An 8,680-nucleotide genomic window follows, 5' to 3' on the forward strand; every position below is an offset into this window, starting at 1 on the left:
GTTGCGGGAGGTGTATCTCTGATCGCGTGGCTTTTGGCGAGATTTTTCTGGGGGATGTACGACCGTGAGTGACGCACTGCAACGGCTCCTCGCCATCCTCCGCGCATACCAAGCACAGGAGGCCAGCCATGGCGAGGGGTAGGCCACGCAAGAAGGTCAAGCGCACCGCATCAGGTCAGCCATCTCGCAGCGCAGAGGCCAAGGCCGACGCCGTGCGGGTCGCATTCGAGGAAGGCCCCATGCAAGTCGCTCTCAAGGCGCGCCGACGCCATGCCGTGACATTCAAAGAACCCGCGAATGCTGCATCCGCATCGAAATGGCGGAAGAGGGATGCAAGGCCCGTGAGCAAGGACGAGATGACCGCGGAAAAGCTCCAGCACCGGGGCAGCGTCATCGGGCGCCTGTGGGCCGATGGCAGGATTACCGACCAACAACTGGCGGCTGGATCCGACTACTGCGAGCGATACATCCGCTACGCCGCGCTCCATGGCCTGCCGGCCCCAACGCCACAGGGCATCAGCTACGGGGAGGTGAGGGGAGGATCGCGTCCCGACAGGCTCCGCGCGGCGATGGAGGCCAAGCGTCAGCACGACGCGGACCAAAACATCCTCCGCAAGTGCTCGGCTGGTGTGATCTGGGCCATCAAGAGGGCGTGCGTTCTGGATGATGCCGCCCCGGAACACATGATCTGCGAAGGCCTACAAGCCCTTGTGTCAGCAGGGCGTTGACAGGATAGGCGAGTGCATGTAATTTGATAATCGCGAGGGGGTGCGACCAGATGGTCCGCTCCCTTTCGCGTTTGTCGGGGTAGAGCAGTTCGGTAGCTCATCAGGCTCATAACCTGAAGGTCACAGGTTCAAATCCTGTCCCCGCCTCCAATTCAAGGGTCATAGGGCGACATGATCAAAGCGTTCGGCAAGCTGATCCGGCCAGTGGTGCTCTACACCGGTTCCGCGACCATCATCATGTTCGCTGCAGATCGCTTCGGGGTCGCCCCTGTGGTCGCAGGTCTGATCGTCGGCGCCGCAGTGGGTGTTGTTGATCTTTGCGTGTCGTGGATCGTCGGCGACAAGTCTTGGACGTTCTATCCGTTCCGCAAGTAATCCAAGCTCCGGCACCTTTCACGGCCATCCCCCGCCAGCCGCAAGAGCCTGACCTGCCCCATGGGGTAAACGCGCCGCCGGAGACGGGCCAACACTCGTCCGGGTGATAGGCGCGAAGGCAGGACGGCGGGGCTCTCACAATAGCAAAGGGATGGGTGATGACACGCCGGAAAAGCGCCGGGGCGCAGCCGGAGCTGGCGCTCACCGAAAAGCAGGAGGCGTTCGCTCTCGCGTATTTCGAGACGGGAAATGCCGCAGAGGCATATCGCAAGGCATATGATGTAGCCGAAAATGCCCGCGATGGATGGCTCTATGTCGAGGCGTGTCAACTTCTCGACAACCCTAAGATAACCCTAAGGCTGGAGCGTCTCCGCGAAGAGGCTGAGCGGCTGTCGATCTACACCCGTCGCGCGGCGATGGACGAGTACGAGAAGGCCCGTCAGGTCGCGGAGAGCGCCCTCAACCCGAGCGCCATGGTGAGCGCTATCAACGGCAAGGTGAAGCTCTGGGGGTTAGAGGTGCCGACCAAAGCGCGCATCGAGCATACCGGCAAGGGTGGCGGTCCGATCCAGACTGAGGAAGTCAGCGCCCGTGACAAGATCGCTAGCCGCCTCGCTCGCCTTGCTCCACCAGAAGGAGCGTCAGGAGATACTGGCAAGCCTGAGTGACGAGCAGGCCGCTGAGCTTCTGGAGGACTGGCGGTTCTGGGCGCGTCCTGAGCAGATTGCACCGGAAGGTGACTGGCTCACATGGGTGATTAATGCGGGCCGGGGCTTTGGTAAAACGCGGGCTGGCGCAGAGTGGGTCAGAGAGCAGGTAGACGCAGGACGGCAGAGGATAGCCCTGATCGGGGAGACCTACAAAGACCTCGTAGAAGTCATGTGCTACGGGGACAGCGGCTTGGCCTCGGTATTCCCGGAACACCAGCGTCCGAAGATAGTGGCCAACCCGAACGTGCAGGTGGTGTTTCACACAGGAGCGATTGCTCTCGGCTACAACGCCACGCAGCCCGCGCAGCTTCGGGGGCCGCAGTTCGACGCGGCTTGGTGTGATGAATTGGCGAAGTGGCGTTATTCCCGCGAGACATGGGACATGCTTCAATTCGGCCTCCGGCTCGGGGAAAGGCCGCAGGCTCTGGTAACGACCACTCCGCGCCCGATCCCGGTGCTCAAGGAGATTATGGCCGATCCAACGACCGTGGTGACTCGGGGGTCCACCTTCGACAATTCCGGCAATCTCGCCGCGTCGTTTCTTCGCAAGATCAAAGATCGATATGAAGGAACTCGCCTCGGCAGGCAGGAGCTGGAGGCGGAGATGCTCGACGATCTCCCCGGCGCGCTGTGGCAGCGGGACCAGATCGATGCGCACCGGGTAAAGGCAATGCCTGACATGCAGCGCATCGTCGTGGCTGTGGACCCATCGGGGACGCGCGGGCAGGAGGATGACGGCGACAGCATTGGGATTGTCGTCGCAGGCAAGGGCGTGGATGGGCGGGGCTATATCCTCGCAGATCGGTCCTGCAAGCTGTCCCCCGACGGGTGGGGGCGCCGGGCAGTTGCGGCCTATCACGAATTCAAGGCGGACAGGATCATTGCCGAGCGCAACTTCGGCGGCGCCATGGTCGAGCACGTCATACGCACCGTAGATCGCCAGGCCTCTTACAAGGAGGTGATTGCTTCCCGAGGGAAGGTGGCTCGGGCGGAGCCTGTGGCCGCGCTCTACGAGCAGGGCCGTATCAGCCACGTGGGGGCATTCCCGGAGATGGAAGACCAGATGTGCATGATCGACAGCACGGGTTTCATCGGGGAGGGCTCCCCTGACCGGGCCGACGCCCTCGTGTGGGCTCTGACAGAACTCATGCTGGGTGACAGCTACACCTATCGGATGGCGCTATGACGAAGCCGCATTACCGCCGCACCGCAGATGGGGCGATATACCAGATGGCGGACGGCTACCGGAACATGGTCGCCAATCTCGGCACGGAGCGGGACAAGGCGGCGTGGGGTGGATATGCCATCCGCGTGCTGGACCCGGCGTCCCTCGTAAGCGCCTACCGGTCGGCATGGTTGCCCCGCAAGATCGTGGACATTCCCGCTCTGGATGCGACGCGAAAGTGGCGCGCGTGGCAGGCAGAGGCGGCGCAAATCACCGCAATTGAGGCAGAGGAAAAACGGCTCAACCTGCGCGAGAAGGTGAAAGAAGCGCTGACCGTCGCAAGGCTGTTCGGCGGCTCCGTCATCTATATGAGCGCGGGTGAGGGGGATGTATCGCAGCCTCTGGACCCTGCCTCTGTCGGTCGTGGAGGCATTCGCCACCTGACCGTCCTGTCTCCGCAGCAGATCACGCCCGGGGAGGTAGAGCGCGACCCGGACAGCACGCAGTTCGGCATGCCGTCGCATTACCGGCTGGGGAGCTTGGAGGTCCACCCCTCGCGCCTGACCGTCTTCTCCGGCGCTTATGTCCCGGATGCATGGCAATATGGTAGAGGATGGGGTGACAGTGTGCTGCAGTCCACCATGGATGCGATCCAGCAGGCTGATGCCACCGCCGCGAACATCGCGTCATTGGTATTCGAGGCCAAGATTGACGTGATTCACATCCCGCGCCTGATGGAGATCGTCCGCGATCAGAATGGCGAGGCAGATGTGGCGACGCGTCTCATGTTGGGCGCTCGGGCAAAAGGGATCAACGGCACCCTCATTCTGGATGGGGGTGCGGACGGCGAAGGTGGCGAGAAGTACGACCAGAAGTCCGCGAACTTCAGCACCCTTCCCGAACTGCTCTTGACGTTCTTCCAGCAGGTCAGCGGGGCTGCCGATATCCCCATGACTCGCCTGTTCGGCAGGTCTGCGGCGGGGCTGAGCGCCACGGGCGACGGAGATGAGCGCACGTATTACGACAGCATACAGGCGCTGCAAGATCTGGAACTCCAGCCCGCAATGGCCATGCTGGATGAGTGTATCCTCCGCTCGGCCTTGGGTTCGCGCCCGGACGATGTGTTCTACCGCTGGAACCCGCTGCGTCAGGTGTCGGAGACCGAGAGGGCGAATATCTTCAAGACCACGGCGGACGCGGCTCGCGCGCTGGCGGGGTCCGCGGCTGGCCCGATCCTCCCCGTGGAGGCGCTAAGCGACAGCCTCGTCAACGAGTTGGTGGAGCAAGGCGTCCTACCGGGACTGGAAGGCAAGATCGAAGAATACGGCTCCCTCGCGGAGCAGGAGCCCTCGGAGCCGGAGATAATCGCGGCAATCGGGGAACCCGAAGGGGTCTGACATGAAATTCACGGATTACGCATCTCTGGCGGGCACCCGCCGGACGGCTGATGGCTATCTGGTCGCAGAGGCTTTCGCTGTCCGCACGGGGATCCAGCTTTACGCCGGAGCGGAGGTCGGGCTGGTGGACCGGGACGTGGTCCGGGTCTATCGCCCCGAGAGCGAGGTCCGGGCGCCGGAAAGCCTGCGGACATTCAGCCATGCCCCCGTTACCATGGGGCATCCCTCCGAGCCTGTGACGACCGAAAACTGGAAAGACCTGGCGATTGGCGAGGTGTCCACGGAGGCCGAGTGGCATGACGGGAAAATCCGCCTGCCGCTGATCCTCAAGGATGCCGCCGCGATTTCCGCCGTTGCGGGAGGTACGCGGGAGCTGTCAGCGGGCTATACCTGCCGACTGGAGATCGGGGACGGCGTTTCTCCTGATGGCGAGCCTTATGACGCGGTCCAGAGAGACATTCGCATCAATCATCTGGCTGTCGTCTCAAGGGGACGCGCCGGGGAGCAATTCCGCATCGGTGACGAGGCGGGAAAATGGGGCGTTGCCCCGATCACCACGAGCAAAAAGGAGGACAGGATGTCCGACGCTCTCAAGACGGTGGTTCTGGGCGACAAGGCCGTTCAGGTCGCCACCACCGACGTTGCCGCTGTCGAGGCTTTCAAGGCCGATGCGGCTAAGGCCCTCGTCGATGCCGAGGCCAAACACGCCAAGGAAATCGCGGCGAAGGACACGGAAATCGCCAAGAAGGACGCGCAGATCGTGGACCTGAAAGGCAAAATCCTCGATGACGCTGCGCTGGATGCCCGTGTCGCCTCCCGCGCGGACCTGATCGGAAAGGCCAAGGCCATCGCCCCCTCGGTGAAGGTGGAGGGTGTGTCCGACGCTGCGATCCGCAAGGCTGTGGTTGTCGCCAAGCATGGCGCGGAGATGGCGGACAAGTCGGACGCCTATATCGATGCGCGTTTCGACATCCTCGCGGAATCCATCGGCAAAGACCCCGTTCGCGGCGCTCTCGGCAATCGCCAGATGACGACCAGCGACGAGGCCTCGGCCTATGCCGAGTATCTCCAGTCCTTCAACCCGGCGCAGAAGGAGGCCAACTGATGGCTCTGCAAACGGAATACCCGGATCACCAGCCCTACATGATCGAGGGCATGATCCCTGACATGCGCACGCCAGGTCAGGACGTTTCCCGCAACGTCGAAACGGCGGAGGGAATCGGCTTCGGCAAGGTTGCGGTGCAGGGCACGGCGGATCGCCAGATCAAGGTGGCTGCCGCTGGCGCTTCCTTCATCGGCGTTACGGTTCTGGACCCCACGCAGCTGCAAGACAGCTATCCGCAGTATGCGACCGCTCGTGTGCGCACCAAGGGGCCTGTCGTCGTCGTCGCGTCCGTTGCGGTCTCGGCGGGCCAGACCGCATATTTCGTCCCTGCGACAGGCGTTCTGACCAACGTCGCCTCCGGCAATACGCAGGTCGGCAAGTTCGAGACCAGCGCGTCTGCCGGTGGCCTCGCCGTTCTCAATCTCACCTGAGCATCAGGAGGCTCCCATGAATATCATCCAGACGATGGATGCTCAGGCGGCAATGGCCTTCGCCATCAGCCAGGCCACGCGCATCAACGCGACGGTTTACCGGACGCAATACCCCGAGGTCAGGTATCGCGGGCTGATCCCCGTCGATACGACTGGCCCGGAATGGGTCAAGTCCGTGACCTATTTCTCCCTCGACGGCGTCGGGCGGGCCGAATGGCTCAATGCCGGTGCTGATGACGTGCCGCGCGCCGAGATCATCCGCTCCAAGATGGAGACGACCGTCGGCATGGCGGGGATCGGCTACGGCTGGAACCTTGAGGAACTTGCGCAGGCGCAGATGCTTGGCATCAACCTTGCCGAGAGCAAAGGTATCGCCGCGCGCCGCGCCGCCGAAGAGAAGATCGACATCGTCGCGCTCTTTGGCGATGCGGAAAAGGGCTTTACCGGTCTCGTCAACAACCCGGCAGTGACGCAGATCGATGCGGCGGCAACGGGCACGGGTGGATCCACGGAGTGGGCGGATAAGGACGCTGACGCCATCCTCGGTGACGTGGACACGGCTCTTACCCGCGTCTTTGACGATACCAACACCGTTGGCCTGTCTAACACCCTCCTGATGCCCAACAGCCGGTATTCCCTCCTGAATCGCCGGATGGTCACCCCGATGGCTGACAAGACGGTCCTGACGTGGCTTAAGGAAAACAACCTTTTCACGCAGGAAACCGGCCTGCCTCTCATGATCCGGGGCGTCCGGGGCATGGAGACGATGGGCGAGGGTGGCACGGCGCGAATGGTGGCATATCGCAACTCTCCCGACGTGCTGAAGCTGAATATGCCCATGCCGTTCCGGTTCTTCCCGGTCTGGCAGACGGGGCCGTTCCGCTTCGAAGTCCCGGGCGCCTTCCGTATTGGTGGCGTAGACTTCCTGCTGCCGAAGGAAGCCGTCTACATGGACGGCATCTGATGCTTGTCCGCAACACACTGGGGCGCACCGTCATTCTCTCCGGGGCAGGGGGCGGTCAGATCGTCCTCCGCCCCGGCGCGACAGTAGAGTGCGTCCCGGTGGAGACGGCGGTGTTCGGCGCACTCGTGAAGTCGGGGAAGGTGGTGATCGAAGGCGCGGAGCAACCGCCCAAACGCACGCGGCGAAAGGCTGACTGATGGCCGGGTATGGCACGGATGAGGGGCTGGCGTCTTGGATGGCGGCAAACGGATATGTGTTGCCAGACAACGCCCCGACCCTTTCCGCGCTGCGGGAGCAGGCCAGCGATTATATCGACGCGACCTACGGGGTGAGGTTTGTCGGCACTCCGACGGGCGGGATTGCGCAGGAGCGCGCGTGGCCGAGATCGGGCGCGATGGTCTATGGTCAGAGCCTCCCGGATGACATTGTTCCTTCGGCGGTGGTGGCGGCCACCTACTACGCCGCGTGGGCCTCTGCCACGGGGAGCGCGCTTTTTGCGGTGGGAAGCGCGGCGGGGCAGGTCACCCGGGAAAAGGTCGATGTGATCGAAGTCCAGTATGCCGCCACCTCTGGGGAGTGGATCGAGGGGAACACGGTCCGCCTGACATCGGTGGAGGGCCTGCTTGCCCCGTATCTTCGCAGCCGCGTCGGCATCGGAATGATGGTCGTGTGATGGCGGGCTTCGACTACATGCGGATGCGCGCCACGGCTGACCGGCTGATCGGCCGGTTTTCGCAGGGCGTCGTCACCCTCACGCGCGTGACTCCGGGGGTTCCGGCCCAGCCGTGGATCCCCGCCCCGGAGACGAGGACGACCATCGCGATCGATGCCGTCGTATCTGGTGTTGCGAAAGAGTTCGTGGACGACAAGACCATAATGGCGACGGACCTGTCAGTCCTCTGCGCGGTCCCTGACATGGACTATCAGCCCGGCGACGAGCTGAGCATTGACGGTCACCCTGTCACCATCCTGCGTGTCGTGGATATCCCGGCTGCCGGGACGAAGGTCGCGACCCGGTTTATCGTGAGGCGGTGATGACACGGGCTGAGCTAAAGCGGCAGATCGAGATTTTACTTGCTGCGGGTGACCAGCGGATCAGGAACGGCTTTATCGCATCGGTGGCGGAGATCGTGAACGACGCGACGCTGTCTCTCATCGCCCGGGCGCTGGATCGTGGTGACATCGAGGCGGCTATCGACGCTGTCGGGGTGGAGCGTGCTGCCTTTCGGGCGCTGGAAGATGCAATCGGCTCGACCTATTCGGCGGGCGGGGTCCATGCGGCCAAGACCCTGCCATCGTTGCGTGACAGCAGCGGCGCGCGCGTGGTCGTGCGGTTCGATGCGCGGAATGAGCGGGCGGAGGAATGGCTGCGCGATCACTCGTCGTCACTCGTGACCAGCGTCATGGATGACCAGCGCGCTGCAATCAGGTCCGCGCTGACGGACGGCATGATGGCGGGTCAGAATCCGCGCACGACAGCGCTGGACGTCGTTGGACGCATTTCTGGGAATTCCCGCTCGGGGGGAATTGTCGGGCTGACCAGCCAGCAGGAGCGCACGGTGGCGTGGGTGCGACGGGCGTTGCAGGAAGGCGACGCCGATGCTCTGCGGCGATACATGACACTGACGCGGCGCGACAAGCGGTTTGACCGCAGCATCGCCAAGGTGATCGACGGGACGAAGAAACTCACCCCCGATGATGTGGTAAAAATCACTGGCAGGCTGAGTGACAGCTACCTGCAGCTGCGCGGTGGGTCGTGTCGCGAATGTGGTGGAAATTGCCGAGCAGCGGGCTCCGGGCATGTG

The 8,680-nt window shown here is 63.2% G+C and carries 12 protein-coding genes and 1 tRNA gene; all 13 read left to right on the forward strand.

Annotated features, from left to right (window positions below):
- Nucleotides 1-341 precede the first annotated feature (341 nt).
- Nucleotides 342-728: a hypothetical protein gene (locus RT513_RS20315; protein WP_313534479.1), complete on the forward strand. Its 387-nt coding sequence runs from the start codon at nt 342-344 to the stop codon at nt 726-728.
- Nucleotides 729-801: 73 nt separating this feature from the next.
- Nucleotides 802-878 (forward strand) — tRNA-Met (locus RT513_RS20320).
- 21 nt (nt 879-899) lie between these two features.
- On the forward strand, nt 900-1,103 hold the full coding sequence (locus tag RT513_RS20325) for a hypothetical protein (protein WP_290688401.1): 204 nt from the start codon (nt 900-902) through the stop codon (nt 1,101-1,103).
- A gap of 158 nt (nt 1,104-1,261) precedes the next feature.
- Entirely contained in the window at nt 1,262-1,771 is a 510-nt protein-coding gene (locus RT513_RS20330) for a terminase small subunit (RefSeq protein ID WP_290688399.1), read from the forward strand.
- Entirely contained in the window at nt 1,725-2,999 is a 1,275-nt protein-coding gene (locus RT513_RS20335) for a DNA-packaging protein (RefSeq protein WP_290688397.1), read from the forward strand. The genes RT513_RS20330 and RT513_RS20335 overlap by 47 nt, the downstream gene beginning before the upstream one ends.
- A complete protein-coding gene (locus RT513_RS20340; protein ID WP_290688395.1) occupies nt 2,996-4,375 on the forward strand; it encodes a DUF1073 domain-containing protein in 1,380 nt (459 codons plus the stop codon). The genes RT513_RS20335 and RT513_RS20340 overlap by 4 nt, the downstream gene beginning before the upstream one ends.
- A gap of 1 nt (nt 4,376) precedes the next feature.
- Entirely contained in the window at nt 4,377-5,480 is a 1,104-nt protein-coding gene (locus RT513_RS20345) for a DUF2213 domain-containing protein (RefSeq protein WP_290688393.1), read from the forward strand.
- Complete coding sequence (locus RT513_RS20350) at nt 5,480-5,911, forward strand: hypothetical protein (protein WP_290688391.1); 432 nt, start codon at nt 5,480-5,482, stop codon at nt 5,909-5,911. The genes RT513_RS20345 and RT513_RS20350 overlap by 1 nt, the downstream gene beginning before the upstream one ends.
- Nucleotides 5,912-5,927: 16 nt before the next feature.
- Complete coding sequence (locus tag RT513_RS20355) at nt 5,928-6,875, forward strand: DUF2184 domain-containing protein (protein WP_290688389.1); 948 nt, start codon at nt 5,928-5,930, stop codon at nt 6,873-6,875.
- Nucleotides 6,875-7,072, forward strand: coding sequence for a hypothetical protein (locus RT513_RS20360; RefSeq protein ID WP_290688387.1), 198 nt, complete (start codon nt 6,875-6,877; stop codon nt 7,070-7,072). The genes RT513_RS20355 and RT513_RS20360 overlap by 1 nt, the downstream gene beginning before the upstream one ends.
- A gap of 38 nt (nt 7,073-7,110) precedes the next feature.
- Nucleotides 7,111-7,548, forward strand: coding sequence for a DnaT-like ssDNA-binding protein (locus RT513_RS20365; protein ID WP_313534487.1), 438 nt, complete (start codon nt 7,111-7,113; stop codon nt 7,546-7,548).
- A complete protein-coding gene (locus tag RT513_RS20370) occupies nt 7,548-7,910 on the forward strand; it encodes a hypothetical protein (RefSeq protein WP_290688383.1) in 363 nt (120 codons plus the stop codon). The genes RT513_RS20365 and RT513_RS20370 overlap by 1 nt, the downstream gene beginning before the upstream one ends.
- A partial coding sequence (locus tag RT513_RS20375) for a hypothetical protein (protein ID WP_313534485.1) occupies nt 7,910-8,680 on the forward strand: 771 nt, incomplete at its 3' end. The genes RT513_RS20370 and RT513_RS20375, both read left to right, overlap by 1 nt.

The organism is Haematobacter sp. (assembly GCF_032102465.1).
Taxonomy (GTDB): domain Bacteria; phylum Pseudomonadota; class Alphaproteobacteria; order Rhodobacterales; family Rhodobacteraceae; genus Haematobacter.

What these genes read in the sequence shown, in the direction of transcription:
- RT513_RS20325 (WP_290688401.1), top strand. Translation starts at nt 900, where the DNA reads ATGATCAAAGCGTTCGGCAAGCTGATCCGGCCAGTGGTGCTCTACACC.
- RT513_RS20330 (WP_290688399.1), top strand. Translation starts at nt 1,262, where the DNA reads ATGACACGCCGGAAAAGCGCCGGGGCGCAGCCGGAGCTGGCGCTCACC.
- RT513_RS20340 (WP_290688395.1), top strand. Translation starts at nt 2,996, where the DNA reads ATGACGAAGCCGCATTACCGCCGCACCGCAGATGGGGCGATATACCAG.
- RT513_RS20345 (WP_290688393.1), top strand. Translation starts at nt 4,377, where the DNA reads ATGAAATTCACGGATTACGCATCTCTGGCGGGCACCCGCCGGACGGCT.
- RT513_RS20350 (WP_290688391.1), top strand. Translation starts at nt 5,480, where the DNA reads ATGGCTCTGCAAACGGAATACCCGGATCACCAGCCCTACATGATCGAG.
- RT513_RS20355 (WP_290688389.1), top strand. Translation starts at nt 5,928, where the DNA reads ATGAATATCATCCAGACGATGGATGCTCAGGCGGCAATGGCCTTCGCC.
- RT513_RS20360 (WP_290688387.1), top strand. Translation starts at nt 6,875, where the DNA reads ATGCTTGTCCGCAACACACTGGGGCGCACCGTCATTCTCTCCGGGGCA.
- RT513_RS20365 (WP_313534487.1), top strand. Translation starts at nt 7,111, where the DNA reads ATGGCGGCAAACGGATATGTGTTGCCAGACAACGCCCCGACCCTTTCC.
- RT513_RS20370 (WP_290688383.1), top strand. Translation starts at nt 7,548, where the DNA reads ATGGCGGGCTTCGACTACATGCGGATGCGCGCCACGGCTGACCGGCTG.